Annotated in this window: 23 protein-coding genes and 1 tRNA gene; 3 read left to right on the top strand and 21 right to left on the bottom strand. The window is 62.7% G+C overall.

From position 1 onward, the window contains the following. Positions 1–11: 11 nt before the first annotated feature. From Q0907_RS00500 to Q0907_RS00455, 10 genes are all read right to left on the bottom strand, one after another. Complete coding sequence (locus Q0907_RS00500; protein ID WP_299340437.1) at positions 12–3671, bottom strand: glycosyltransferase; 3660 nt, start codon at positions 3669–3671, stop codon at positions 12–14. After that, positions 3671–5473: an FkbM family methyltransferase gene (locus tag Q0907_RS00495; RefSeq protein ID WP_299340435.1), complete on the bottom strand. Its 1803-nt coding sequence runs from the start codon at positions 5471–5473 to the stop codon at positions 3671–3673. Before Q0907_RS00495 ends, Q0907_RS00500 begins: the two co-directional genes overlap by 1 nt. A gap of 9 nt (positions 5474–5482) precedes the next feature. Further along, positions 5483–6742 carry an ABC transporter ATP-binding protein gene (locus Q0907_RS00490; RefSeq protein ID WP_299340432.1) on the bottom strand — a complete coding sequence of 420 codons (1260 nt, stop codon included), beginning with the start codon at positions 6740–6742 and terminating at the stop codon, positions 5483–5485. Further along, on the bottom strand, positions 6739–7533 hold the full coding sequence (locus tag Q0907_RS00485; protein WP_299340431.1) for an ABC transporter permease: 795 nt from the start codon (positions 7531–7533) through the stop codon (positions 6739–6741). The genes Q0907_RS00490 and Q0907_RS00485 overlap by 4 nt, the downstream gene beginning before the upstream one ends. Then, positions 7530–8903: a glycosyltransferase family 4 protein gene (locus Q0907_RS00480; RefSeq protein ID WP_299340430.1), complete on the bottom strand. Its 1374-nt coding sequence runs from the start codon at positions 8901–8903 to the stop codon at positions 7530–7532. Before Q0907_RS00480 ends, Q0907_RS00485 begins: the two co-directional genes overlap by 4 nt. Before the next feature lie 36 nt (positions 8904–8939). Then, entirely contained in the window at positions 8940–10124 is a 1185-nt protein-coding gene (locus Q0907_RS00475; RefSeq protein ID WP_299340428.1) for a cystathionine gamma-synthase, read from the bottom strand. Positions 10125–10218: 94 nt separating this feature from the next. Next, positions 10219–11589 carry a pyridoxal-phosphate dependent enzyme gene (locus Q0907_RS00470; protein WP_299340426.1) on the bottom strand — a complete coding sequence of 457 codons (1371 nt, stop codon included), beginning with the start codon at positions 11587–11589 and terminating at the stop codon, positions 10219–10221. A gap of 110 nt (positions 11590–11699) precedes the next feature. Beyond that, on the bottom strand, positions 11700–11918 hold the full coding sequence (locus tag Q0907_RS00465) for a YdcH family protein (protein WP_055940917.1): 219 nt from the start codon (positions 11916–11918) through the stop codon (positions 11700–11702). A gap of 356 nt (positions 11919–12274) precedes the next feature. After that, on the bottom strand, positions 12275–13168 hold the full coding sequence (locus Q0907_RS00460) for an OmpA family protein (RefSeq protein WP_299340424.1): 894 nt from the start codon (positions 13166–13168) through the stop codon (positions 12275–12277). Beyond that, entirely contained in the window at positions 13165–13542 is a 378-nt protein-coding gene (locus tag Q0907_RS00455; RefSeq protein WP_299340423.1) for a DUF4398 domain-containing protein, read from the bottom strand. The genes Q0907_RS00460 and Q0907_RS00455 overlap by 4 nt, the downstream gene beginning before the upstream one ends. A gap of 95 nt (positions 13543–13637) precedes the next feature. Here Q0907_RS00455 and Q0907_RS00450 point away from each other — a divergent pair, with 95 nt between their 5' ends. After that, a complete protein-coding gene (locus Q0907_RS00450; RefSeq protein ID WP_296279530.1) occupies positions 13638–14774 on the top strand; it encodes a PilT/PilU family type 4a pilus ATPase in 1137 nt (378 codons plus the stop codon). A gap of 75 nt (positions 14775–14849) precedes the next feature. On the opposite strand, the gene maiA is transcribed toward Q0907_RS00450, so the two are convergent. The 6 genes from maiA to rplM form a co-directional block, all read right to left on the bottom strand. Continuing rightward, complete coding sequence (maiA, locus tag Q0907_RS00445) at positions 14850–15509, bottom strand: maleylacetoacetate isomerase (protein ID WP_299340422.1); 660 nt, start codon at positions 15507–15509, stop codon at positions 14850–14852. Positions 15510–15607: 98 nt separating this feature from the next. Further along, a complete protein-coding gene (locus Q0907_RS00440; protein WP_299340421.1) occupies positions 15608–16597 on the bottom strand; it encodes a fumarylacetoacetate hydrolase family protein in 990 nt (329 codons plus the stop codon). 63 nt (positions 16598–16660) lie between these two features. After that, positions 16661–17407, bottom strand: a complete 747-nt coding sequence (locus Q0907_RS00435) for a 2OG-Fe dioxygenase family protein (RefSeq protein ID WP_299340420.1) — start codon at positions 17405–17407, stop codon at positions 16661–16663. Positions 17408–17474: 67 nt separating this feature from the next. Then, a tRNA-Gln gene (locus Q0907_RS00430) sits at positions 17475–17549 on the bottom strand. Between the two features lie 33 nt (positions 17550–17582). Then, positions 17583–17975, bottom strand: a complete 393-nt coding sequence (rpsI, locus tag Q0907_RS00425; protein ID WP_056879499.1) for a 30S ribosomal protein S9 — start codon at positions 17973–17975, stop codon at positions 17583–17585. 2 nt (positions 17976–17977) lie between these two features. Further along, complete coding sequence (rplM, locus tag Q0907_RS00420) at positions 17978–18406, bottom strand: 50S ribosomal protein L13 (RefSeq protein WP_055936916.1); 429 nt, start codon at positions 18404–18406, stop codon at positions 17978–17980. Between the two features lie 190 nt (positions 18407–18596). Here rplM and coq7 point away from each other — a divergent pair, with 190 nt between their 5' ends. After that, a complete protein-coding gene (coq7, locus tag Q0907_RS00415) occupies positions 18597–19238 on the top strand; it encodes a 2-polyprenyl-3-methyl-6-methoxy-1,4-benzoquinone monooxygenase (protein ID WP_299340419.1) in 642 nt (213 codons plus the stop codon). An 89-nt stretch (positions 19239–19327) separates the two neighbouring features. Here the strand turns inward: coq7 and sugE are convergent, their stop codons facing one another. Both sugE and speD read right to left on the bottom strand, forming a co-directional pair. Continuing rightward, positions 19328–19642, bottom strand: coding sequence for a quaternary ammonium compound efflux SMR transporter SugE (gene sugE, locus Q0907_RS00410; RefSeq protein WP_296279516.1), 315 nt, complete (start codon positions 19640–19642; stop codon positions 19328–19330). A gap of 180 nt (positions 19643–19822) precedes the next feature. Beyond that, a complete protein-coding gene (speD, locus tag Q0907_RS00405) occupies positions 19823–20617 on the bottom strand; it encodes an adenosylmethionine decarboxylase (protein ID WP_055936923.1) in 795 nt (264 codons plus the stop codon). Positions 20618–20803: 186 nt separating this feature from the next. On the opposite strand from speD, the gene crp reads away from it, so the two are divergent. Next, a complete protein-coding gene (gene crp, locus Q0907_RS00400; RefSeq protein WP_296279500.1) occupies positions 20804–21490 on the top strand; it encodes a cAMP-activated global transcriptional regulator CRP in 687 nt (228 codons plus the stop codon). Between the two features lie 576 nt (positions 21491–22066). Here crp and Q0907_RS00395 read toward each other — a convergent pair. From Q0907_RS00395 to Q0907_RS00385, 3 genes are all read right to left on the bottom strand, one after another. Next, positions 22067–23902, bottom strand: a complete 1836-nt coding sequence (locus tag Q0907_RS00395; protein WP_299340418.1) for a peptidoglycan-binding protein — start codon at positions 23900–23902, stop codon at positions 22067–22069. A gap of 97 nt (positions 23903–23999) precedes the next feature. Continuing rightward, complete coding sequence (locus Q0907_RS00390) at positions 24000–24881, bottom strand: hypothetical protein (RefSeq protein WP_299340417.1); 882 nt, start codon at positions 24879–24881, stop codon at positions 24000–24002. Positions 24882–24930: 49 nt separating this feature from the next. Further along, entirely contained in the window at positions 24931–25290 is a 360-nt protein-coding gene (locus tag Q0907_RS00385; RefSeq protein ID WP_299340416.1) for a hypothetical protein, read from the bottom strand. Between the last annotated feature and the right edge of the window lie 51 nt (positions 25291–25341).

Below are 25341 nucleotides of genomic sequence, written 5' to 3'. Positions count from 1 at the left end.
TGTTCCGTTTATCAATAAGCATTGACACGCCGATCGGCGCGGCTTTGTCGCAGGAGCTGGCGGCTCATGATCTCCAGACGCCGTGCTAATGCAGGATACCTGTGTTCAGCTCGCCATTGTGCCGCACGCCGCTGGGTCTCGGCCAGCGTCGCGTGTCCGGTTCGAGCGGCCTCCAAGAGGGCTTGCAGACCGTCGGCGATGGATCTTGGATCCGTACCCGGTAGGCGGTTAACTACATCCTTTACGTCGTCGAAGATAGCAAGCGGCGTAACTGCCACCGGCCTCCCTGATGCCAAGCCGTACCGAACGGCACCGCTGGCGGACTCTCCCGTTCCCTGGTAGGGAAACACTACGACGTCTGCTTTCACTAGCTCGGCAAGGCTCTCCTCATCGCGGAGGAACTGGGTCACTATCCGTACCCGGTCCTGCAATCCATGTTGTGCGACCTTCTGAACCGCAAGATCGATCTGCTCTCTGGAGATCTGTACCGGGTACTCCGCATTGATCATAGCCAGTTCCACATCCACGCCCCGCGACAAGAGCAGAGCCGTCGCATCGATAAGCTCGAGCAACCCCTTGTGCGGAAGGAAGAACCCATAGGACGCAATGCGCACGCGCCCACTGCCGCAACCCTCAGGTGCTCCAGTCGACTCCATGATGCCGTGTGGGAACAGCGCAGTATTTCGCTCCACGCCAAGATCCTTCAGTCGATTAAGGTCGTGTATCGAATGAACCAGCACACGATCACATTCTGCGAGCGCAGGCGCTAGAAATCTCAGCTGTTTGCGAGGATTCTCTTTCGCATCAACTGTCGCATGCATCAACACGATCAAAACTCTCCCCGCCGACCGCTGCCGATGCAGGAACGCAGCGAACGCTGTGAAGTCAAAGAATGAGTACTGAAACTGAATGACGAGCACGTCCAGACGCAAGCGCTCAATCTCTGCCTCCAGCCGCTCAAGTGAATCACCTTCTCCCTGTCTCCAGCAACGGATAGTCTCTGGCCCATCGTGGAACGTCCTGTCATCCGCCTCGGCGGCCAGGATGGCTGCTGGAGGATCTCCTCCAGCGACCAGGTTGCTAGCGTAGGTTGCTACGCCGCAGCGCGTATTCCATGTCGTTACCCAGCCTGTGCGTGCATGCGGCAGCGTGGGCTGGACCGCGAAAGCACGCGCATCAGCCTCCAATCGACGCGCGGTTTCACTCCAGCCGAAACGGGATCGCAGCAGGCGTTCTGCAGCTGCCGTCCTGGCGCGCACCAAGATCGGCTCGCAGTAACGAAGTTCGCGCATGGCCGCGGCGAGGGCGCCAGCATCCGGCTCAGCCCATACAGAGTTTTGTAGATGGAAATGGGTTTGGGCGTGTACGAACCTGTAGTCGACCAGCCAAGCGGTCTGCGCATTACAGAAGTCGAGTTGTCCCCCCCAAGCTGTGGTGATGACCGGCAGGCCCACTAGCATCGCTTCCGCCAACGGCAAGCCGAAACCTTCGGCACGGCTCGGCGCGACTAGTGCATCGCAAGATGCGTAAAGATGCTTGAGCTCCGCGTCAGTGATATCACCTTCGATGACGTGCACATCCGGAAAATCCGGATTTGAGGCACGTGCATCGGCCAGCCAGTGACCGACTTCGTTATGGGGATTCGCAAACGTCTTTATGACTAGGCAGACGGCGTCATCCCGGGTGAACGCTTTGCCGAACGCTTGCAGCATTGTGTCGACGCCCTTGCGTGGGAAGCACGAGGACACGTGTAGGAACCTGAAACCTTCGCCAGGTACGCGATACGCCTCATCTGCAACGACCTCGTCCCAATGATCTACCCCACTTCCACAAACGCCAAGCGGCGGGGATACCCCATTATCGATCATGATCTTGCGGACGTGCTCGGACAGGCACGAGATTCCTTGCAGAGAATCATTGAAATCTTCCACCCACTCCTGCGGGAATCCGCTTTCCTCCCACGCATAAGCATGCAGAATGTTGATGCGCGAAGCCATGTCGGCCACCCGTGGCGGATACAACAAGCGGCTAGTCACCTCAGCGCGGTCGGGCGGAATCGAATTCGTCGCATCATGTAACAGTGCGATCTTTGGATTCGCTTCAAGGAACACGGGTGATGGCTCGAAATCGCCTGGACCCTCGGTGGAATGGAGCGCGACGTCATGTCCTCGTGCGGAGAGCGCATCGGCGAGGCAACGATTGACAAGAGCCAAGCTGTAGCTGCTATCGAACGGACCCTCGACTCGCCATCGCAGCCTTGCTGGAAGATCGCCCGCGCGTGCGACCAGTTCGTTTTCGCCCAGCCCCTTCCCAAGGAGCGCAGCGGCCTCCTGGAGCTCAGGTTCACTGGGTTCAATTCCACTGCGCAAGGCCCCTATAGCACCAATCATCGAACGATAGGTTTCGTTCAACGAGGCGGCCGACATCGGCCACATGCGTGACCTGATCGGTCGCAGAGAGACCGCAGCCTCCATTGCAGACAGCGCAGTGGTGGCTGTCGCATCCCACGAGAAGCGCTTGGCCTGAAGCGTCGCATGCGCGCGCAACTCTGCTGCAAATCGATCTTCCACCAACACGCGCTGGATCAAACCCGCGATGGCAGCAGGATCGCGTGGGTCAAATAGAGCGTCAGCTCTCCCAATGACCTCAGGAATACTGGTGGTACCAGAACCTATCGTCGGCGCACCGCACGCCATAGCTTCCAGCGCCGGGAGTCCGAAACCCTCATGCAATGAAGGGAAAACATAGACGGCCGTCGCGCTGTACAACATGATCAGCTCATCGTCGGTAATGAACCCGGTGAAAACCACCTTGTCGGCAATGCCCAGCTCTGAAGCCATAGTGTCAAAACGCGCACGATCTACCGGAGATACCTTTCCCGCGATAACAAGCTGCGTCCCGACCGAAGCGCTGCCCTCCAACATAGCGAAGGCACGCAACAGACCTTCCGCATTCTTGCGAGGCTCCATCGCACCGCTATACATAACATAGCGCCCGACAACCCCAAAGCGCTCACGCAGCAGCTCCAGCCGCCCGGCGTCCATCGCGATCGGCGCGAAGTGTGGGGATATTGCAGAAGACATGTTGATAACACGCTCGGGATTGATTCCAAGCGCCTCCAATGCTTCTTGACGCGCGTGTTGGGAGATCGACAGCAATAGGTCGGCACGTTTCAAGGACTCGATCTTGTCCATGTACCATGCTCGAACCCAATCGGATGCCAAGTAGATTTCCGGATTCAACAGCGGAATCAGATCGTAAAGCGTTACCGCCGTCGCTGCCCTAGTCCCCGGAAACTTCCCGATCGAGTTCACTGCACCACTCTGGGCTCCCTCGAACAGGCTGGAGACGTGGACGAAATCGGGCTGCAGACCCTCCAGGAATCCTTCCCACATAAGTTCGGATGCTTCGCGGCGCCAAGCATCCGAAGCGTGCGGCCAACCGACCTTACGAAAGGTAGAGAACTGACGGATACGCTCGGCGGGAACGAGCCCGTCAAGGCTGGCGCGGATATCGCCGATGCCATCAGGGAATGCACCGTTAACTGCCACCCAGATTTCATGGTCTCCAGCGTTCCGGGCCATCGCGCTAGCCAAGGACATCGAGTAGCGACCGATTCCCCGAAATCGACTCTCGGTTTGCGCGCCCTGCAGATCAATCACGATTCTCATCAAGTAGCCTTCTCATTCCTTTCGTACTTCAGCTCCGCCAATATGCGTGCAGCGCGCTTGTCGAGATAGACCACGGCATGGTCGCGCTCACCCCCCCCGATGGCGACTAGTGGCGTCTCCAACGCAGCGGACATCGACACATGGCCGTCAAAAAGCTGCTCCCTGACCGCTACACCACGCAGACGGGAGTAGATGAAAGGAGCGCGCGCCACGATCGGCTTCACTAGGCGATGAAGCTGGGGATTGGAGAAGACGGCCTGGATGGCGCGAGCAGCGATGGGTCGTAGGAATCGCTTCACCGAGTCTACTGCCCCCGTGATCCGATGCGCGCCCGCTCGCATGGGGCGCGTCCAGCGCCACGACCTACTCCCTTCGATGGCATCGAGTTGACTGCGTAGCACTTCGTGCGCCAACCACCAGCGATGCGCCTCATGCTTGCCGGCGTCAACTTGGGCGGCAAGCTCAGCGAAGTCGACGCGTGAGCGCTCACCCGCGCGGGCAAGTTCAGCCACATGCTCGATAGCGCTACGGCGCTGCATCTCGAGCATCGCATCCAGTGAACGAGCATACTCCGCTTCCTTGCCGATCAACTTGTCTACGGCAAGCGCTAGCTTTGCGCTCATATCATCGTGCGCTTGGCGCCACTGACTGATTTCACGCTCCCCAGCCTCTATACGTTCAGTCAATGCCTGAAGCTCAGAACGCTGTCGCTCGCGATCTGCAGCAATCATTTTCCGCTCATCGTCGAGGTCCTTCAGGACGACATCGAGCTGCCTGCTCAAGCCATCATGGGCCAACCACCAACGATGAGCCTCTTCACGCGCGGCCTTCACATGCGACTGGAGACTCTCAGCTTCCATTCGGAGGCCCCCTACCTCACCCGCACGGGCCTGTGTCTGGGCTTGAAGCTCCTCATGGGCGCTCCACCACTTGTGTGCCTCGTGCCGGGCTTCTTCGGTGCGAGCGATCAAGGCGGCGTTTTCGCTTCCGAGGCGCTGGATCTCCAACCTTTGCGCATGACTCTCGCAGTCGCGAGCTTCCAACTGTCCTTGGAGTTTCGCACGTTCCGCCTCCAATGCATGATAGTTGATGTTCACCAGCGCGCAAAACTGGGAATGAGGACTTAAGCTGAAGTCATCAAAAATGTTCGGCCCCGCCCCAAACGCACGCTTCAGCTCAGGGTGAGAATCATCGACATAGAAGCGATTCAGTCCATCGAAGTAAACGAAGGAATAGCCGTGCGCCAGCACCGCTGGCTCCCACTGTTCATGGGAGTGTTCGGCGCTCAACGGTCGCGTACTCTCAATGACCAATATCCACGGCTTGGGGCCCTTTCCCGTCCAGCCATCGATAACGCGCTGCTCGGCACCTTCAACGTCAATCTTCAGCCAGTGAACGACGCCGTTCGGAGCCTGCTCCAGAACCTCATCGAGCGTGACGGCAGGTACAAGAATCTCCTCGACTCCAAAACCTGCTGCGCGGTGCTTCTCGGCGATGGCTGGATCCGTCGTACTCAATCCCGTGTCGCCAACGCCATAGAACCGAATGACCCCCGGCCGAACGTCCACAGCAACCTGCAAGACCGTCTCATCGGGTCTGCGTGCGCGCAGGAGATCGGCGTACTGGGGCATCGGTTCCGCATGCAGCCCGCGCCAGCCGTGATCGTAAAAGAGGCGACTAACCGAATCCGTGTCTGGGCTCTGGGCCCCGACGTCAACGTAGCAGCCATCTTCGACGTGCGAGAGCGCGCGCCACAAGATGACGTCCTCGAAGTTTTGCGCGTAAGAAATCAATGTATCCATGCTCTCTCGTCAATCTCGCGCGTCGATAGCACTCGCTGCAGGCCGATCAACGGTAAATGTCGCATCAAGCCAATTCGAACCAATGAAAGTGTCCGAACCCGCGTTCATCACATCAAAAACGAGCAGGTTGTCGACCCACTCAAAATTGTCGACGAGATGAGTGTCAGTACTCACCAACGCCGGTGAGACCGAATAGGATCCTGGACCGAGGCTACAGGTGAAATCCAAGGTGAACACCAATCTCTCACCTCGATGCACGTCGCGCTGTACCTGCTTCGAATGCCATGTGTTGCTTCCCCAGATAACGTGACCTTGCTTGTCCCTCAGCATGAACCCAAGTACGAGACTGGGAATATCCGATATGGCCTCGGCTTCAAGCATGAGCCGGAGCTTCTGGCCCACGATTGCCAGCGATACTTCTTGCGATGTCACTGCATCGATCAGTAGCAACGACGCTACCCGAGCCTGACCGTTACCGCTTCGTGTCGTAATCCAACCTGACTTGCTTCGTCGCTGCTCAACACTCAGTTTTTCGTTCTCCTTCCGTGCGATCAGCGCATTGTAGTAATCAATAACTTCGTCGGGGGCTCCGTCCTTCAGGACCAAACCCTTCTCCAGCAGAATCACGCGATCACATAGCGCCTTTACATCACCAAGGCTATGTGAAACAAGCATGATGGAAGTTCCTTGCTCACGGAACCTCCGCATACGATCAAAGCTCTTGTGCTGGAAGTAGCTGTCACCGACGGATAGCGCCTCATCAACAATCAGTAGATCTGGCGTGAAGGCCGTAGCGACTGCGAAGGCCACTCTCACCTGCATGCCGCTGGAGTACGTGCGCACAGCCTGATCGAAATACTCTCCAATCTCGGCGAACGCTTCGATCTCCGGAATCGCGGCTTCGATCTGCTCCTGCGAATAGCCCATCAGCCCCGCGGAATGGAAGGCGTTCTGGCGACCCGTGAGATCCGGGTTGAACCCCATGCCCAACTCCAGAATGGCAGCCACGCGTCCGGTCCTCGCGATGCGGCCTTCGGTCGGTTGAGCGGTACCCGTAATCAGCTTCAGGAGCGTGCTTTTCCCTGCGCCGTTCTGCCCGATGACACCCACAGCCTCGCCGGGCGCGATTTCGAAGGAAACCCCCCGCAGTACCCAGTGCTCTTCGCGGGGACGGACCGGGAGTCCAAACCAGCTCGCTGCGCGCATCCACTCGCTGTTCCACGCGCGATAAGCCTTGCCGACATTATCCACCTTCAACTCGCCGCTCATAGCGCGTCTACCATTTCTGGGCTGGCGCGGCGAAAGACGACAAGCGCCACGACGGCCAGCACGACCGTTGCGAACGCCATCCATTGCAATTCCAGCCAAACTGGTGGCTTGTCATACAGGAGGACATTCTGATAACTGGTAACGAGGGGCAACAAAGGATTGAGCCTAAAAATGCTCTGCACTTCCGCCGGGAGAATGCTGATGTGATAAACGATCGGCGTCAGCCAGAACATCGCCTGCAACACGACCGGCACCACTTGGGCGATATCCCTCATGAAGACATTGAGGACCCCCAAGATGAGGCCCACCGACATGGCGAACATCAAAGTGATCAGCATCAATAGAGGAAGCCACCAGGCCTGAGTGCCGGGGAAATGCCCAAGCAAGGCGAAGACAAGGAAAATTGCGCCCAGTAGCATCACGTTGTTCACCAACATGGTGCCTGCCGCGATAACGGGCAAGCAGATGCGCGGGAACGACATCTTCTTGAGGAGATTTCCGTTATCTACGAACAAGGAGACCGACTTACCAATCGTTTCGGAGAACAAGTTCCAGCACATCGTGCCGGCCATCAAGTACAAGGCATAAGCGTACTTGTTGTCGATTCCGGGAAGCTTGGCCGCCAATACTTCCGAAAGGATGGTGGCAAATATCAGAACCTGCATGAGTGGGTGGATGACCATCCATAACGATCCGAGCTTGCTTCGGATGAACCGCACCCTGAGCTCGTTCTTGATGGAAGACAGGATGAAATAGCGATAAGCCCAGAGGGCACGCAACATCTCGTTCATTTCATGCCCCCTTGAGCACTATCATTGACGGCGATTCGCTGGGCGGTACCCGCTAGTTTCTCGTGAATTTCATACAGCCGCGCCCGTAATTGCCCAGCCACTGTTTCTGCGGATAGCACCTCCCGCACCCGATCTCGTCCACGTTCACCTAGCTCCTTTGCGAACACGCGATCATCGGCGAGACGTTGCATCCAGTGCGCGGCATGTTCCTCATCCGGCTCAGCCCATCGTTGACCTGCACTTCCTGGATACGCTGCTTCGGGAACGGGCACCAACGAGTAGTCGATCAGCCCTGCACACTCCGCATCCATAAACTCCAGATTCCCAGACCAACCGGTTGCTAGCACTGGCTTGCCCATAGCCATGCTCTCTGCCATGCCCAACCCAAAACCCTCAGCCCGATGCAGCGATACGTACGCGTCGGCGCAGCGCTGCAGGGCCGTCACATGAACCTTGTCGATCACTTCGTCGCGGAGCAAGACGCGCGGATCGTTACCCGCCTCGAATACGAGCTCTCGAAACCAGTGGGGTAATCTGTACCCATTGCTCGACTTAATCACGAGCAGCACATCATTTCGCCCTGCAGGGAATGCATGACGGAAAGCGCGTATGACTGCCATCGGATTCTTTCGGTCAATCCATGAGGCAAAATCAAATGAGAAAAGGAACACGAACGCATCGGAATCAATGCCAAAATCACAGCGTTGCAATCCACTATCCCGCATTGCAGGAAGAGGCAGGGGCACACGCAATATCGGCTTAGTACTTGCTTCGCGAACCGCAGCTTCTATGAAAGCAGTGGCCACCAGCACCTCATCCACCTGTGACAGAGAATCCCTCCATTCGAGTGGCAGTCGCTCGAGCTCCCAGAACCAGCAGCCAATCAAGTATCCGCAACGCTTATGTGGATGCCCAAGCTTTACTAGAGCTTGTTGCAGATAGTCGGGATTGACAAAAAGCAGAGTGACAGGATGCGGCAGGGAGCTTCCGATGTACTCATCCAGGCTGCGCTCATCCCTCGCATGAGGCAACGACAGGTCTATATCCACAAGTGCCACCGGCACGCCAGCAGCTCGCAGCGCGCGCGCATAATTGCGAGCACTCTCGCCAAGGCCGAATTGCGCGCGCAAATAGCCGACAACGTTAACCCCAGCCCCACTTGCCGGAACTCGCATTGCAGTGTCATCGATGATCGAAACATCTCGAGTCCATGCTGGGGTACGTGGGAATGCATAGCGCGCGCGACTGCGTCGGAGACGTTGCGATTGTATTGACTCCCGCACAGGAAGCGGCAAGATGCGGCGATACAACGCACCTAACCAGCCGGCCCGAAGCAGATCCAACCAAGATCTCGCGAGCTCAACGGTCATCACCAACACCAGACGGACTCATTTCAGGGGCAGCCATTAACTAAGTGCACGCGCCAAATCGCCTTTTAGATCGTCGACCGCCTCAACCCCAACACTCAACCGCACAAGCCCGTCAGTGATCCCGAGTTTTTTCCGCCGCTCCACCGGCACCGACGCATGCGTCATCACAGCAGGGTGGTTGACCAGGCTCTCCACGCCACCGAGCGATTCGGCGAGAGTGAATAGCGTGGTGTTCTCGCAGAACTTCCGGGCCGCATCGAAGCCGCCCTTGATCACGATGGAAATGATGCCGCCGAAGCCCTGCATCTGCCGGGCGGCAAGCGCATGCTGTGGGTGGGATGCCAAGCCGGGATAGATGACTTTCTCGATCGCGGGATGCGTCTCGAGCCACTGCGCCAACGCCATCGCGTTCTCGCAGTGCGCCTTCATCCGCAGGTGCAGGGTCTTCAAGCCGCGCAGGGCCAGGAAGCTGTCGAACGGCCCCTGCACCGCGCCGATGGAGTTCTGCAGGAAGGCCATTTGTTCGGCGAGTTCCGTATCGTCGCCCACCACCACCATGCCGCCGACCATGTCGGAGTGGCCGTTGAGGTACTTGGTGGCCGAATGAATGACGATGTCGGCACCGAGCGCCAGCGGGCGCTGCAGGATCGGGGAGGCGAAGGTGTTGTCGACGACCACGCGCAGGCCGCGCTTGTGCGCGATGTCGCAGATGCCGGCGATGTCGACGATCTTCAGCATGGGATTGGTCGGGGTTTCCACCCACACCATTCGCGTTGCCGGGGTGATGGCGGACTCGAACGCCGCCAGGTCGGTCAGGTCGACGAAGCTGAAATCCAACGCGGCGGTGCGCTTGCGCACGCGCTCGAACAACCGGTAGCTGCCGCCGTAGAGGTCGTCCATCGCGATGACATGGCTGCCGCTGTCCAGCAGCTCCAGCACAGTCGAGGTGGCTGCCATGCCGGAAGCGAAGGCGAAGCCGCGGCTGCCGCCTTCGAGTCCCGCCACGCAGCGCTCGTAGGCGAAGCGCGTCGGATTGTGCGTTCGCGAATATTCGAACCCCTGGTGCACGCCCGGGCTGCTCTGGGCATACGTGGACGTGGCATAGATGGGCGGCATAACCGCGCCGGTGCTGGGGTCCGGAGACTGCCCACCGTGAATAGCCAGTGTGCCCAGGGCAAGGTCGCCGGGCGCCCCACTGGCGGGGGTCGAAGAGTGCGCCATGTTCATGTTCCTTCAAACAGCCGGGCATTCTACCAGCCGGGTCTTAACGTACCGTCCATGCGAAACCCCGCCCGCCGACCGACGGGCGCCGCTCCTACTGTGCGCGGCGTCGCAGGTAATTCAGCAGATCGATGCGGGTGATCAGGCCGAGGAAAGCGTCACTGTCGGTGATGATGGCCACTTGGCCCCGGTCGAACACCGGCAGCAGCGCCTCGATCGGCGACCGGACATCGAGTCGGTCCAGCTTGCTGACCATCGCCGTCGAGACGGGGTCGCGGAAACGCGCCTCGTCGCCGTATACATGCAGCAGCACGTCGCTTTCGTCGACGATGCCGGCCAGCTTGTCGCCCTCCATTACCGGCAGCTGGGAGACGTCGTACAGCTTCATGCGCTGGTAAGCGGTGGTCAGCAGATCGGTGGGACTGACCACGACCGTATCCCGCTGACTGTAAGGGCGCAGGATCAGGTCGCGCAGGTCGCCGTGCTGGGGACGCTCGATGAAGCCGTTGTCCAGCATCCAGTAGTCGTTGTACATCTTCGACAGGTACTTGTTGCCGGTGTCGCAGACGAACACGAGCACGCGCTTCGGCGTGGCCTGCTCGCGGCAATACTTGAGCGCCGCCGCCAGCAGGGTGCCGGTGGACGAGCCGCCCAGGATGCCCTCCTTCGCCAGCAGCTCGCGAGCGGTATGGAAACTCTCCGCGTCGCTGATCGCGTAGGCCTTCTTGACCCGGCTGAAATCCGAGATCTGCGGCAGGAAGTCTTCGCCGATGCCCTCCACCAGCCAGCTGCCCGACTTCGTGCTGAGCGTGCCTTCGTTGATGTACTGCGTCAGGATCGATCCGACGGGATCGGCCAGTACCATTTCGGTCTGCGGCGAGTGCTCCGCGAAGCAGCGCGACAGGCCGGTCATGGTGCCCGAACTGCCGCAGCCGAAGACGATGGCATCCAGCTGGCCGTCCATCTGGCGCAGGATTTCAGGGCCGGTACCGAACTCGTGCGCGGCCGGATTATCCGGGTTGCCGAACTGGTTGATGAAGTAGGCCCCGGGCGTTTCGCGCGCGATGCGCTCGGCCAGGTCCTGGTAGTACTCAGGGTGCCCCTTGGCGACGTCCGAACGGGTCAGGATGACCTCGGCGCCCATGGCCTTGAGGTTGAAGATCTTCTCCCGGCTCATCTTGTCCGGGACCACCAGCATCAGCTTGTAGCCCTTCTGCTGGGCGACCAAGGCCAATCCGATGCCGGTATTCCCGGCCGTGCCCTCCACGAGCGTGGCACCGGGCTTCAGGTCGCCACGTTTTTCGGCTGCCTCGATCATCGACATGCCGATGCGGTCCTTGATGGACCCGCCGGGGTTGGCGCTCTCGAGTTTCAGGTAGAGGGTGCAGAGCCCGGTGTCGAGGCGCTTGGCCTGGACGATCGGCGTGTCGCCGATCAGCTCAAGTACGGAAGAGTGGATCGCCATGCGGCCGTGCATCCGGTGCGGTACGGGCCCGGATTATCGCACTTGGGTGACGCGGACGGCGACGGCCGACGAGGAGGCCGCCGCCGCCCGCGACGAGAAAGGTCAGGCGTCTAGTGCGGCTTGGCGTCGTAGATCCGGAGCAATCGCTCCTTGGCGTGCAGCTTTTCGCGCTTCATCTGGCCGAGCAAGGTGTCATCGATGGGCAGCACGCCGAGTTCGGCGTCGGTGACCTTCTTGTCCAGCTCGCGGTGGCGCTGGTACAGCTGCTTGAACTCCGGATCGGCCTTGATGAGTGCATCGATGTCGGCCTGCGGTTGACCTTCGAACATGATCATTACCTCCTTCAGCAGAAACACGAACGCCCCGGCCTTCACAGGCGCGGGGCGTTGGCTTGGGAGCGGAGCATCTGGCCGAAGCCGCGGGTGCGTCCCACCGGAACTCCCGCGGCGTGCTGCTTACCAGCGGCGGTCTCCAGGGCGATCGGAACGGGCGTCATCGGGTCGATTCTCCGGTGAGCCAAGCGACGGGAGTCGCTTGGGAATATGACCCTACTCCTCGACCAACGGGCCGGCAAGCACGACCCCAAGTCATTGATTTTAAAGCATAAACAGGTGTCAAACAGCGTTCAGGCTAATTGCGGGGAAGCAAGGCAAGTTCATCCAAGCAGTTGATCTACAAGAGAAAATCAGTGCGTGATGATCACTTCCAGCGCGCGAGCCTTGGTTCCCGTTCCCTTGGCGACGGCCTGCAGGCGCGATTTCTGCACGCCACCCGCCATCAGTGCATCGCGCAATGCATCCGCCCGCCGCTGCCCCGGCGTCTGGTTATCGCCATAGCCCTCGATCCGTGCCCGGGCCTTGGGATTGGCCTGCAGATAGGCCGCCAGCGCGCTCGCGGTGGACGTCCCGCCGCCGGAGAGCGTGGCGGAATTGCCAGCGAACACGTTGGCGCCCAGCGCGAACACCTCACCACGCGCCTCGAACTTCGAGGCGGGCAACTTGGCCCCGGACACCAGCTCGGCCTCTTCGCGGGCCAGTTTCAACTCCCGCTGGCGGGCCGTACTCAAGCGGTTCGCCTGTTGACCCGCCACCGTATCGAGGGTGGTCTCGGCCTCCTGCCGTGCCAGCGCCTCGGCCTCGGCCGCCAGCCGCAGGCGCTCGGCCTCCTCGGCCTGGATCTGCGCCTGCACGCGAAGGCGTTCGGCCTCGCGCCGGGCGCGCTCGGCCTCGCGCCGGCTCGCTTCGACCAGCAGCTCGCTCCGCGCCCGGTCGAGGCGATCCGCCTCGCGGCGTGCCGCCTGCGTGCGCGCGGCGACCTCGGCGATCTCGACCCGGCGTTCCGCCACGAACTGCAGGGTTTCGCGTTGACTGCGACGGCCCTTGTCCAGCGCCGCCACGGCATGCTGCGCCTGCAATTTCTCGTACGCCGCGTACTCACTCAGCGCGGGATCGGACTGCAGTGCCGCCAAGCGCTGGCTGAGCTGGGCGACCACCGGGTTGTCGGCGGCGATCGCGGTGACCGCAAGGAAGGACAGCACCAGGGCCAGCGACAGGCGAACCGTCCGGACGTGGGCGCTCATCGACCACCCTCCCCGAGCTGACGCTGCAGGTCCGCGATCTCCGCGCGACGCTGGTCCACGTCCGCCATCGCGACGGCCTCTTCGCTGCGCGCGCGCGCCAGATCGGCGTCCGCGGCGGCGCGCACGGCGAAATCGAGGGCTTCCTTCTTGCTGCGCGTGGCCTGCGCCTGCGCAAGGGACTGACGGGCCGCCGCGAGCGGGACGGGTGCGTACTGGTCCGCATCGGCCTGGTCGGCACGCTGCACCGCCTTGATCGCCGCTTCCAGCTCGGGGGTCGGTGCGTTCTGGGCGAACGCCGGCGACAGCGCGAATGCCGCTACTGCGGCGGCCATCACATGCAGGGGCCTGCGGAAGTATGCGAAGCTAACAGTCATTGGGGTGCCGTGACGTTGAGGGGTACGCGCGGCCATTGTCTGTAGCCTTCGGCGCCGTTGCAACGTGGTGCCGCGCATCGTGGGGAGTCTTGCACATGGACATCGGCTATTTCCTGAAGCTGATGACCGAGAAGAACGCCTCGGACATGTTTCTTACGACCGGGGCGCCGGTCTACATCAAGATCGAAGGCAAGCTCTATCCGCTCGGCAACACCGGGCTGCCGCCCGGCATGGTGAAGAAGATCGCCTATTCGCTGATGGACGAGGGGCAGGTGCCGGTGTTCGAGCGCGAGCTCGAGCTCAACATGGCCATCGCCCTGCACGATGCCGGCCGCTTCCGCGTCAACGTGTTCAAGCAGCGCGGCGAAGTGGGCATGGTCATCCGTGCGATCCGCAGCGTGATCCCCACGATCGAGGAGCTGAACCTGCCGCCGGTGCTGAAGGACATCATCATGACCCCGCGCGGTCTGGTGCTGATCGTCGGCTCCACCGGGTCCGGCAAGTCGACGTCGCTGGCGTCGATGATCGACTACCGCAATACCACCAGCACCGGCCATATCCTGACCATTGAGGATCCGATCGAGTACCTGCACCGGCACAAGCAGTCCATCGTCAACCAGCGCGAGGTCGGACTGGATACGCATGCGTTCCACAATGCGCTGAAGAACGCGATGCGCGAGGCGCCGGACGTCATCCTGATCGGCGAAATCCTCGACGCGACCACGATGGAAGCGGCCATCGCCTTCGCCGAGACCGGCCACCTGTGCCTGGCGACGCTGCACTCCAACAATGCCGACCAGACCATCGAGCGCATCCTCAACTTCTTCCCGGAAAGCGCGCACAAGAACGTGCTGATGAACCTAGCGCTCAACCTGCGCGCCGTGGTGTCGCAGCGTCTGGTCAAGGGCACCGACGGTCGTCGCATGCCGGCGGCGGAAGTGCTGATCAATACACCGATGATCCGCGACCTGCTTCGCCGCGGCCAGGTGCACGAGATCAAGGCCGCCATGGAGGAGTCGCTCGAGGAAGGCATGGAGACCTTCGACCAGTGCCTGTTCCGCATGGTGAAGGAAGGCCTGATCGAGCAGGAGGAAGCCCTGCGCGCCGCGGACTCGCGCGATGGCCTGGCGCTGAAGTTCCGCCTCTCCGAAGGCAGCAAGGGCGAGCACGATCCGTACGCGGATTACGACACGGCCAGCAGCTCGCCGCGGATCACCCACGGCTTCGGCTGAGTACGGCGCGTCGCCGAACGGCATGCGGGTCAACGGGCGGGGAAACCCGCCCGTTCCGTTTCCGGCGACATCCGGTCAGGCGTTGGCGTCGGGCTGGTTCTCCGGCCTGGCCTGATCGAAGGCCGGGAGCGCGAGACAGGCCTGCTCGATGCGGACGATCGTGGGAAAGGCGCTCATGTCCACACCGAACCGGCGCGCGTTGAACACTTGGGGCACCAGGCAGCAATCCGCCAGGCCGGGGGTCTGCCCATGGCAGAAGGCCCCCGTGGCCGCATCGCCGGCAAGCAGGGCCTCCATCGGTGCGAACCCTTCGATGATCCAGTGCTTCACCCAGTCGTCGCGCTCGGCCTGCGGCACGTTCCAGGTGCCTTCGAAGTACTGCAGCACGCGCAAATTGTTGAGCGGGTGGATGTCGCACGCGACCATCTGCGCCAGCGCGCGCACCCGCGCGCGGTCCCGGGCCGTCATCGGCAACAAGCGTGGCGACGGCCAGGCTTCGTCCAGGTACTCGAGGATGGCGAGCGACTGGCGGATCACCCGCACGCCGTGCTGCAGGGTGGGCACCATGTGCTGGGGATTCTTGGCGACGTAGTCCGGCGCGTGCTGCTGGCCGCCGTCGCGGACCAGGTGCACGGGCGCGGTTTCGTAGGCCAACCCCTTGAGATTCAGACCGATGCGCACGCGATACGCGGCGCTGGAACGCCAGTAGGAATACAGCCTGAGGTGCTCAGCCATGCAACCCGCTCCCCGCGGCTTGCGCCTTCGAATCCCCGGAATCCATGTCCATGCCCGACCCGCTCCGTCCTGAAGTCACACTGGGGCCGGCCGCGCCCTCAAGGCAAGGGTTGCGGCTCGATACGCTGCTCGATCGCGCCAAAAATGGAACGTCCGTCACAGTCCATCATTTCGATGCGGACTACGTCGCCGAAACTCATGAACGGCGTGGACGGCTTGCCATCGCGCAGGGTCTCGACCGTACGCTGCTCTGCAAAGCAGGACGCGCCCTTGGAGGTGTCCTCGTTGGCGATGGTGCCGGAACCGACGATGGTGCCCGCCGACAGCGGGCGGGTCTTGGCCGCATGCGCGACCAGCTGGGCGAAGTCGAACTGCATGTCCACCCCCGCCTCCGGCGCGCCGAACCACTCGCCGTTGATGTGGGTGACCAGTGGCAGGTGGACCTTGCTGTCGCGCCAGGCAGCGTCCAGTTCGTCGGGCGTGACGAATACCGGCGACAGTGCCGAGCGCGGCTTGGATTGCAGGAAGCCAAAGCCCTTGGCGAGTTCGCCCGGGATCAGGTTGCGCAGCGACACGTCGTTGACCAGGCCGATGAGCTGGATGTGGCCCGCTGCCTGCGCCGGCGTCACTGCCATCGGCACGTCGTCGGTGACGACGATGATTTCGGCCTCCAGGTCGATCCCGTACTCCTCACTCACCACTTTCACCGGATCGCGCGGTCCGTAGAACGCGGCGCTGGTCGCCTGGTACATCAGCGGATCGGTGTAGAAACTCTCCGGCACCTCGGCCCCGCGCGCGCGGCGGACGCGCTCCACGTGCGGCAGGTAGGCGCTGCCGTCGACGAACTCGTAGGCGCGCGGCAGCGGCGCAGCCAGCGCCTGCAGATCGACGTCGAACGCGCCGTCGGCGTCGCCCGCATTCAAGGATTCGTACAGCGCGTTGAGACGCGGTGCGGTGTTGCTCCAGTCTTCCAGCGCGCGCTGCAGCGTCGGCGCGATGCCGGTCGCGCGTACGCCGCGGGCCAGATCACGCGATACGACGATGAGCGTGCCGTCGCGACCACCTTCTTTCAGGGAACCCAGCTTCATCAGAACTCCAGATGCCGGCGCCCACGCGCCATGGTTTCAATTGTAACGAAATACTCGCTGCGGTCAGCCCACGCCAGGATCGCCCTGAAAGCCATCCTTGCGAAAGGTCAGCACCAGCGTATCGCGATGGCCTTGTCCGTCCAGCGGCTGGATCGGGGTGGACTCGTGGATCACGCGCTCGTCGTCGAGGAACAGCAGCGACCAGGGCGCCTCCAGCGTGAACCGCTGCCCGTCCGGCCCTGCGGCGGCGAACACGCGGGTTTCGCCCCCTTTGATGCCCTGCCTGCCCAACAACAGCACCGCGACGAAATCCACGCCATCGCGGTGCGCACCCTCCGGCGTGGGCCGACCGATGCCGTCGGTGGTGTCGATGCGGAACTGGTGCGCCTCGACGTACCACGTGCGCGCGCCCTTGAGTTCGGAACACCAGCGGCCCAGCCCCAGCAGGAGTTGTCGCCATGCCCGGGCTTCCGCGACGGCCGGCTCGATCGGCTCGAACCAGCGCTGCATGCCGCCATGCAGGGCGTTGTAATCCAGCGACTGCCAGTGCGCGCGGTGCGGCGCTTGCGCGATGCCGTCCGCATTCAGGACGAAGCACGAATGCCGCCGCCGCCGATAGCGGCCGCCGTCCTTGAGGTACTCGTCCACTTCCAGCCGATCCCAGCTTGGCAGCAACGCATCGAGCGCGTCGAGATCGACGTCCACGGCGTCGGCCATGCCCCGCGGCTCGAGCACCGCGTAGCCGCGCTCCTGCACGCGGCGCACGGCCTCGTCGGCAGGGCAGAACGGAGGTTGGAACATCGCGACCATCGCAAGACCCCTCAACGCAAAAACCCGCCAGAGGCGGGCTTTTGCGGATGTCCAGTGGACGTCAAGTTGGCAGCCCCGGATGGATTCGAACCACCGAATGCCTGAGTCAGAGTCAGGTGCCTTACCGCTTGGCGACGGGGCTGTGTAACCAGTGACGCGTAGTGTAGCGCGTCTGTTAGCGCTTGGAGAACTGCGTGGCGCGACGCGCCTTGTGCAGGCCGACCTTCTTGCGCTCGACTTCACGAGCGTCGCGGGTCACGAAGCCTGCCTTGCGCAGTTCCGACTTCAGCGTTTCATCGTATTCCACCAGCGCGCGGGCGATGCCCAGGCGGATGGCGCCGGCCTGGCCGGTGATGCCGCCACCGGTGGTGGTCACGGTGATGTCGAAGGTTTCGGTGTTCTTGGTCAGCTCCAGCGGCTGGCGCACGATCATGCGGCCGGTTTCGCGGCCGAAGAACTCGTCCAGCGGACGACCGTTGACCGTGATGTTGCCGGAACCCTTGCGCAGGAACACGCGGGCGGTGGAAGACTTGCGACGGCCGGTGCCGTAGTTCTGAGTGATAGCCATGATTAGATGTCCAGGACCTGCGGCTGCTGAGCGGCGTGCGGATGATTCGGGCCGGCGTAAACCTTGAGCTTGCGATACATGTCGCGGCCCAGCGGGCCCTTCGGCAGCATGCCCTTCACCGCGGTCTCGATGACGCGCTCCGGATGGCGCTCCAGCGCCTGGGCCAGCGTCTCGGTCTTCAGGTTGCCGATGTAGCCGGTGAAGCGGTGGTACTTCTTGTCGGCCAGCTTGTTGCCGGTGACGTGGATCTTCTCGGCGTTGATCACGACCAGGTAGTCGCCGGTATCAACGTGAGGGGTATAGACGGGCTTGTGCTTGCCGCGGAGGCGGCGGGCCAGCTCGGTGGACAGGCGACCCAGGGTCTTGCCTGCTGCGTCGACGACGTACCAGTCACGCTGGACGGTCTCGGACTTGGCGGTAAAGGTGCTCATGTATATCTCATGTGTCTGGTCGGGCGGATTCCGCGGTTTCCCGGGGCGGAACTTTGCCACGCGTTGTGAAGGGTGAAACGGAAGAGGCGGGATTGTACGGGGCGATACCGCAGTGCGCAACCCTCCGGAGCCTCGGACACGCAGGGCCCGGGGGCAGACGCCGGGAGCGCCGAGGCGGCACAATGGCCTCATGAACACCCGGACCTATTCGCCCCTCGATCAATGGCTGGTGGAGGCCCAGCGCGGCCTGGACACGGTGTTCGGCAGCCCCCCCGCCCAGCGAGCGAACCCCGCCGGGGATACGCCTGAGGTCGCGCTCGAGCCGGACGAACAGCGTCATGCTGCCGGCCTGATGCGCATCAACCACGTGGGTGAGGTCTGCGCGCAGGGCCTGTACTTCGGCCAGGCCGCCGTGGCCCGGGACGATGCCACCCGCGTCCACCTGCTGGACGCCGCCCAGGAAGAAACCGACCACCTCGCCTGGTGCGCGGACCGCCTGCGCGAACTGGACAGCCGGCCCAGCCTGTTCAATCCGCTGTGGTACGCGGGCAGTTATGCCCTCGGCGCCCTCGCCGGCCTGCGCGGCGATGGCTGGAGCCTGGGGTTCGTGGTGGAGACCGAACACCAGGTCGAGGCCCATCTGGACGAACACCTTGAATCCCTCCCGCCCGCCGACCTGCGCAGCCGCGAGATCCTGAAGGTCATGAAGGCCGATGAGGCACGCCATGCCGAACACGCCGAAGAAGCAGGCGCGCGCATCCTGCCGGCCCCCATTCCGATGCTGATGGCCGGGGCCTCGAAGCTGATGAAGGCCGTCGCGTATCGCTTGTAGGGTGCGCCTTGGCGCACCGTCCCATGGCGCTGAATGCTCCGCAATCCAGCCTGGACGACGGGTTCATGGGTTCACTCGCGCGGCACCCGCTACGACGCGAGCTTCAGGCCGATGATGCCGGCCACGATCAGGCCGATGCAGACCAGCCGCGCCGCCGTGGCAGGCTCCTGGAACAGCCACATGCCCACGCAGGCAGTCCCGACGGCACCGATGCCCACCCAGATCGCATAGCCCGTTCCCAACGGGATGTGCTTGAGGGCCGCCGCCAGCAACCAGAAGCTGGCCGCCGCGGCCACGGCCGTCACCACGCTGGGGACCAGGCGGGTAAAACCTTCGGAGTACTTCAGGCCCACCGCCCACGCCACTTCCAGCAATCCCGCCAACACCAGATAGACCCACGCCATACGTCACCTCCTCAGGTTGAGTGCCCGGGCCATAACGCGAAACGGCCCGGAACCTTCGTTCCGGACCGCCGTCGGTCCTGATGCACGGCTCGCGCCGCGGGCGGGTCGTCCCGCCATGTGTGTGGGCAGACTAGCGAAGGCCATCCGAACCGGATGTAACCCGCGCCCGTCGCCAACCCCTCATTCCGGCAGGTTGCGCCCGTGGTACAGCTCCTCGATCTCCCGCTTCAGGCGCGCCTCGATCTTCATGCGCTCCTTGAACGACAGGTTCTTCGCCTTCTCCTCGAACAGGTAGTTGTCGAGGTCGAACTCCTTCAGGTGCATCTTCGTGTGGAAGATGTTCTCCTGGTAGACGTTCACGTCGAGCATCTCGTAGCGCGACTTGATGTTCTTGGCCAGGAAGTCCTGGATCGAATTGATCTTGTGGTCGATGTAGTGCTTCTTGCCCTTCACGTCGCGGGTGAAGCCACGGACCCGGTAATCCATGATGACGATGTCGGATTCCAGGCTTTCGATCAGGTAATTCAGCGCCTTCAGCGGCGAGATCACGCCGCAGGTCGCCACGTCGATGTCCGCGCGGAACGTCGCGATGCCGTTGTCCGGATGGGTTTCGGGATACGTGTGCACCGTGATGTGCGACTTGTCCATGTGCGCCACCACCGCGTCGGAGATGATCTCCTTGCCCGCATCCTTCTTGTCGATCACCGGCTCCTCGGAAATGAGGATGGTCACCGACGCGCCCTGGGGGTCGTAGTCCTGGCGGGCCACGTTGAGGATGTTGGCACCGATGATCTCCGCCACGTCCGTCAGGATCTGGGTGAGGCGGTCGGCGTTGTATTCCTCATCGATGTACTCGATGTACCGGCGACGCTCGTCTTCGGACGAGGCATAGCACACGTCGTAGATGTTGAAGCTCAGCGCCTTGGTGAGGTTGTTGAAGCCTTGCAGCCGCAGGCGAGGCAGGGGTTTTACCACGGCGGTGATCCCTCTTCGGGGGTGTCGGATGAGGGGGCGGATTATGCGCCATATGGGGTGACAGCGAAATGTCCGCCGCCCATCCGCCAGCGGGCCGTCGCGCAGTGGCCCAGCCCTTGCATGGCCTGCGTTTGCCGTGGGCCACGTATTCGGACTAAGCTTCCTGAATTACAAGCCGTGACCACCATGAGCCCAGGCATCCCCCTTTCAGCCCCTGCTCGCCCCGCCGCCAGCCCCCTGACGCCGGACAACGCCACGCTTGAGCGCTTCCTGGCCCACAGCCACCGGCGCCGGTATCCGGCCCGCGCCGATGTCTTCCGCCCGGGCGACCCGGCCGGCACGCTTTATTACGTGGTGAGCGGGTCGGTAAGCATCATCACCGAGGAAGACGATGACCGCGAGCTGGTCCTCGGCTACTTCGGTTCCGGCGAATTCGTGGGCGAGATGGGCCTGTTCATCGAGTCCGACCGCCGCGAGGTCATCCTGCGCACGCGGACACAGTGCGAGCTGGCGGAAGTCAGCTACGAGCGCCTGCACCAGCTGTTCCTCGGCACGCTGTCGGCCGATGCACCCAAGCTGCTGTATGCCATCGGCGCCCAGCTGTCGCGTCGCCTGTTGGATACAAGCAGGAAGGCCAGCCGCCTCGCATTCCTGGACGTCACCGATCGCATCATCCGCACGCTGCACGATCTGGCCCGCGAACCGGAGGCCATGAGCCACCCGCAGGGCACCCAGCTGCGCGTTTCCCGCCAGGAGCTGGCACGCCTGGTCGGCTGCTCACGCGAAATGGCCGGCCGTGTATTGAAGAAGCTGCAGGCCGACGGTTCCCTGCACGCACGCGGCAAGACCGTCGTGCTGTACGGCACCCGCTGACCGCAGGGAACAGGCGGCCGGTCTTGTGGGCCTGCCGCTGCCCGGGTCATTGTCTCCACCTGCTCGACCGTCGCAACGCCCTCGCCAGTGATACTGCGCAGCGCTGGGCCACCTCGTTTGTCCGCGCCCCTTCCGCAGGGGGCTGGCGCGCCAAAGCGCCGATACCTTTCCGAGGTTGACGCTGCGCCCGCATGGCCAGGCAAGCGGAGTGTCGGACAGGACTGCCTGCGTCATCTTTGCCTTCACCGCATTGATCGGCGGCGGTAGCGCGCCCGGGGTTGATGACGGTCGCCAGCAGCGCGCCGTTGGCAACGGCTCTTGCAGAAGTCATGCCTCACAAAGCGTGCAGGATGGGCGCGGCGCAAACCGGCCCACCCTGCACCTGACCGACGCAACGGAGCGGGCCGCACCCATGGCGTCCGAAACCTCACTGCATCTCGGCCGCGGCTTCGGCGCGTGACTGATCCGGCGTGGCCAGAACTTGCTCGCGCCCGCGTCCTGAACACGCAAGCAGGCGCCGCCAGGCCGCAGTGCGACGCATGGGCCGATGGATCGGCCCATACGTGTCCCGTCCTGTCAGCGCGACGGCCCGGTTTGCTCGCGTTGCTGTGCCACTTGCTGGTCGGTGACCGATGGCGGGTCTTTCGGCTGCCAGCCCTGCGCGGCGGGCGTCTTGAGGTAATCGTCCAGCGCCTGGCGCATGGCACGATCATCACCCCCGTGCATCGCGGAGAACATGCGGTCCACGAATGAACGCTGCGCATCCTCGCTGCGCGGATTCTGCGCTGTGGCGTCCGCAGACCGCGGGTCGCGATTGGCGGTCGCCAGTGCTTCACGCGAGCGATCCCCGAAGATCCCGTCCACTTTCAGCCCGCGGTCTTCCTGGAACGCCCGCAAGGCATGTTCGGTCTGCGGACCGAATTTTCCCGACGCCGTCTCAAGTGGCCGACCATCGGCGCCCCGATACCCCAGATGGTTCAGTTGCTGCTGCAGGTCACGCACCGCGGCACCGGACGCACCGTCACGCAGCACCTGGGGTGCTGCCGTCCGCGTCGGAACAGCAGCACCACGTTCGGCGCCCTGCAGGTGCGGCAACGGGTCCACCTGTCGGCCATCGCGCCACATCTCGAAATGCAGGTGCGTGTCTCCCTGTGCAGGCGTGTTGCCGGTCCTGCCCATGGTGCCGATCTGCTGCCCGGCTTCGACACGCTGCCCATTGCGCACGCTGAAGGCGTCGAGATGGAAGTACTTGGTCAGCGTGCCGTCATCGTGCCGCACGTGCACGGTGTTGCCTGCCGCCCCATTGTTCGGACGCACCACCACGGTACCTCCCGCGACGGCCACGACCGGATCGCCGACGTTGCCCTCGATGTCGATGCCGCCATGACGCCGCCCACCGCTGCGTGGCGTACCGAACTCCCCCCGGCCCTCGCGTGGCTTGTCGGCCTGGTTGATGTCATGGTTGCCTGGGGTCGGCCAAGCCAATCCGCCCTCGCGCTGCCGTGCTTCAGCGGCTGGGGCGCGATTGCGATCCTGCTCGGGAAGCGCAAGCTGCTGTGCGATCGCCTCGCTCGTACGCGCGTCGGCGTTGCCGGTGGCTTCAAGCTGGTTCGCAGCCTGGAACGCACGCACGGCTTCCTGCGTCCTGCCTCCATAGATGCCGGAGCGCGTCTCCAGTTCCGCACCCTGGCCGTCGCGGAATCCCAGCTGGTTCAATGAGGTTTGCAGCGCGCGCACGTCCTCACCGCGTTCGCCACGCTGCAGCACACCATCCGCCAGCGGCGACGTGCGCTCGCGGGCAGCCGCATCCGGCTGGCTCGCCTGGATGCCGCGGTCCGGGATACTGATAGCCGCGTACTTGGTATTCCAGTACTGCGAGAACGTATTTGCCAACTCGCGATCGTCGAGGCCGCGCAGGTCTTCGTAGGCACGCCCCGTCAGGCGCTCCACGTCTCGCTCGCTGATATTGTTGAGGATATTCCTGCGCGTGTTGGTACGGGTGAACTCACCCGCCTCGATCGCATTCTGGATGGACGCATAGCCGGCCGCGCCCTGCTGGTGGGCCAGATACAGGTCCAGTCCGCTCGGCGTCTCGTTCCCGGAGAGGAAATCGTGTCCACTGCGGGCCTGCCGACGTGTGATGTCGGCCAGATTGTCCGAATACAGCGCCGCCGCCGCGCGGGTGTTCGCCACCGGATCGAACTCGCGCCCCGCTATTCCGTAATCCTCGGCAGTGCCCGGTACGAACTGGAAAAGTCCTTTCGCGCCACTGGGATTGCTTGCATTCGGATCGAAGCGACCGCCTGTCTCGATGTAGGCGAATCGCAGGAAATCTTCCCGCGGAATGCCGCTTTCCTGTGCTTGTCTTTCGATGATGTCGAGAATCTGCTCACGTGTGTACTGACTGGCCATCGTTGGCTCCTTTGCTGAAGTACGCGACCGGGGGGTCGCTGGACGTCAACCGGGCCCCTCCCTGGGCCTGCTACAAGTCGGTCAACTGTGAATCCGCTTACTTTTCGTAGCGTTGCGTCGCCTGATCGAAGGTGTAGACCACGGTGTCCGCCTCCGTCATGTCGCGAACCTTGCCGGGCGCGGCGATGGTGGTTCCCTTCGAGACAACCTTGAGGTCAGGCAGGCCCGCACCGGTCTGCTCGAATGCGAGCGTCCCGCTGCTCGCCGCGCAAGGCATCACCTCCCCACCATCGCACGCATCACTATTGTCGTAGCTGACGGGAATGCTCCCCAGATAGCCCCATTGCCTGAATCCGAGTGCGTCCACGTTGTCGGGATCGAACAGAAGCAAAGCGAACATGCGTACGTCCGTGCCGTTCACGAAATCCAACGTCGGTACCGCCAAGAGGTAGCGACCGTCGCCGGTCGTGAAAGACTGTGCCTTTCGCGACTCATCAATCTGCTCGGCCCGCCCCATCCTGCCGAACTCGCCGACATAGCCGTCCGTGTCGGGCTTGGACCACTCGGCCTTGCCCTCCTTCTCCACGCGCGTGAACGTCGCCTGTGAGATGGCGACATGCTCGGGGTCCATCATCCCGTTGTCGCCCTCTGGACCCTCGCCCTCGCTTTTGCTGCCGAAGCCCGTGAAGTAGTGCTTTCCTTTGAGATCGAACGCATGGCCGTACCAGTAGCTGACGGTGGCACCGCCGTCGACCTCGTAGCTGACCGCACCGTCGCCATCCCGCTGGTAGATGAAATACAACACGCTGTCCGTGGAGGGCGGCTTCAGCTCTGACATGGCTTCTTCCTTATTCTGGGGGGGCGTCGCCTGCTCCACGGCCTGCGCACTTCGCGGAGCAGGCGCATCGCACGCGCCCACAAGCGTTGCCATCGCGACCAGAAGCACGGGGGAAAGGACCTTCATGCGTTGCAACCTCATGTGGGCGACTCCATGACAAGAGCGTTCGTGGGCAAGCAAGGTGTCGGCATCAATGACGGATGGGCGTGTTCTCGGGCCGGCCGCGACCCTCCCATCGACCCGACTCGATCGCCTTCGGACAGACCGACTTGTATTGGGCGAACGAAAGCGTGTCGTCCTGGGTCCAATCCTTGCCGTACGGGTTCGGTGGCCGACAATAGGGCATCAACATGAAAGCGCCGGTGAAGGGCGGCATGGGCTTCCAGCACGGCATCGGATTCTTTCTCACGTCCTGGCCCTGCGTGCAGAACACGAAGGGGTCGTCCATGCGGTAGTGAAGCGGCTGGTAGTAGCCGCTGGTGGACTGCGCGCTGAGATCGAACAACACCAGCAGGCTCAGCGGAATGATGAACTTGATGCTTCGTTTCATGGCTACGTTCCTCGTAGTGCATGGACACTCATGGTTTAACAAGCCGTTCCG

Origin of the sequence: uncultured Pseudoxanthomonas sp. (assembly GCF_947498795.1) — a bacterium.
Taxonomy (GTDB): domain Bacteria; phylum Pseudomonadota; class Gammaproteobacteria; order Xanthomonadales; family Xanthomonadaceae; genus Pseudoxanthomonas_A.
This window is presented reverse-complemented; position numbering and strand designations above follow the sequence as displayed.

Coding starts and splice junctions, on each gene's coding strand:
- Q0907_RS00500 (WP_299340437.1), bottom strand. CDS start 3,671: ATGAGAATCGTGATTGATCTGCAGGGCGCGCAAACCGAGAGTCGATTT.
- Q0907_RS00495 (WP_299340435.1), bottom strand. CDS start 5,473: ATGGATACATTGATTTCTTACGCGCAAAACTTCGAGGACGTCATCTTG.
- Q0907_RS00490 (WP_299340432.1), bottom strand. CDS start 6,742: ATGAGCGGCGAGTTGAAGGTGGATAATGTCGGCAAGGCTTATCGCGCG.
- Q0907_RS00485 (WP_299340431.1), bottom strand. CDS start 7,533: ATGAACGAGATGTTGCGTGCCCTCTGGGCTTATCGCTATTTCATCCTG.
- Q0907_RS00480 (WP_299340430.1), bottom strand. CDS start 8,903: ATGACCGTTGAGCTCGCGAGATCTTGGTTGGATCTGCTTCGGGCCGGC.
- Q0907_RS00475 (WP_299340428.1), bottom strand. CDS start 10,124: ATGGCGCACTCTTCGACCCCCGCCAGTGGGGCGCCCGGCGACCTTGCC.
- Q0907_RS00470 (WP_299340426.1), bottom strand. CDS start 11,589: ATGGCGATCCACTCTTCCGTACTTGAGCTGATCGGCGACACGCCGATC.
- Q0907_RS00465 (WP_055940917.1), bottom strand. CDS start 11,918: ATGTTCGAAGGTCAACCGCAGGCCGACATCGATGCACTCATCAAGGCC.
- Q0907_RS00460 (WP_299340424.1), bottom strand. CDS start 13,168: ATGAGCGCCCACGTCCGGACGGTTCGCCTGTCGCTGGCCCTGGTGCTG.
- Q0907_RS00455 (WP_299340423.1), bottom strand. CDS start 13,542: ATGACTGTTAGCTTCGCATACTTCCGCAGGCCCCTGCATGTGATGGCC.
- Q0907_RS00450 (WP_296279530.1), top strand. CDS start 13,638: ATGGACATCGGCTATTTCCTGAAGCTGATGACCGAGAAGAACGCCTCG.
- maiA (WP_299340422.1), bottom strand. CDS start 15,509: ATGGCTGAGCACCTCAGGCTGTATTCCTACTGGCGTTCCAGCGCCGCG.
- Q0907_RS00440 (WP_299340421.1), bottom strand. CDS start 16,597: ATGAAGCTGGGTTCCCTGAAAGAAGGTGGTCGCGACGGCACGCTCATC.
- Q0907_RS00435 (WP_299340420.1), bottom strand. CDS start 17,407: ATGGTCGCGATGTTCCAACCTCCGTTCTGCCCTGCCGACGAGGCCGTG.
- rpsI (WP_056879499.1), bottom strand. CDS start 17,975: ATGGCTATCACTCAGAACTACGGCACCGGCCGTCGCAAGTCTTCCACC.
- rplM (WP_055936916.1), bottom strand. CDS start 18,406: ATGAGCACCTTTACCGCCAAGTCCGAGACCGTCCAGCGTGACTGGTAC.
- coq7 (WP_299340419.1), top strand. CDS start 18,597: ATGAACACCCGGACCTATTCGCCCCTCGATCAATGGCTGGTGGAGGCC.
- sugE (WP_296279516.1), bottom strand. CDS start 19,642: ATGGCGTGGGTCTATCTGGTGTTGGCGGGATTGCTGGAAGTGGCGTGG.
- crp (WP_296279500.1), top strand. CDS start 20,804: ATGAGCCCAGGCATCCCCCTTTCAGCCCCTGCTCGCCCCGCCGCCAGC.
- Q0907_RS00395 (WP_299340418.1), bottom strand. CDS start 23,902: ATGGCCAGTCAGTACACACGTGAGCAGATTCTCGACATCATCGAAAGA.
- Q0907_RS00390 (WP_299340417.1), bottom strand. CDS start 24,881: ATGAGGTTGCAACGCATGAAGGTCCTTTCCCCCGTGCTTCTGGTCGCG.
- Q0907_RS00385 (WP_299340416.1), bottom strand. CDS start 25,290: ATGAAACGAAGCATCAAGTTCATCATTCCGCTGAGCCTGCTGGTGTTG.